The sequence below is a fragment of the Streptococcus sp. HMSC064H09 genome, assembly GCF_001812625.1.
In the GTDB taxonomy this organism is placed as follows: Bacteria; Bacillota; Bacilli; order Lactobacillales; family Streptococcaceae; genus Streptococcus.
Genome location: NZ_KV809616.1, coordinates 749 through 1,165, shown reverse-complemented (window position 1 = coordinate 1,165; position 417 = coordinate 749). Strand labels below are relative to the sequence as shown.

The following is a 417-nucleotide window of genomic DNA, read 5'->3' as shown; positions in this document are numbered from 1 at the left end:
CTTTTTTGCGTTTTCCTGCCAAACCAAGTCCAGCCACTGTCATCAAACCACCCAATAGAGTAGCCAATAATGAAGTGTTTTCACCTGTCTCAGGCAAAGCTTGCTTAGTATCAGTTGCAGCTGGTGTTGCTTTTGAGGCGACATGAACTGTATCTAATGCAGGAGCAGGTTTATGCACTGTTGGTGCTGGAGTTTCTTGATTGTCAACCGTTGGTGTATTCTTATCGGCGTCTGTACGTGGGTCTTTAACGATTACCTTAACTGGAACTTCATCTTTAGAGCCATCTGGGTAAGTGACAATGACTACAGCGTCTTTGTCACCTTCAGTTGTTGTATCAACTGGTGTCTTGTACTCAAACTTAGTTCCTTCTGGAAGATCACCGACATTACCGATGGAATCCTTGGCATTTGGTTGGT

The 417-nt window shown here is 44.1% G+C and carries 1 protein-coding gene; it reads right to left on the bottom strand.

What is annotated here, in order from left to right:
• Positions 1-417, bottom strand: a 417-nt coding sequence (locus HMPREF2867_RS08510; RefSeq protein ID WP_141751018.1) for a Rib/alpha-like domain-containing protein, incomplete at both ends; no start/stop codon positions are given.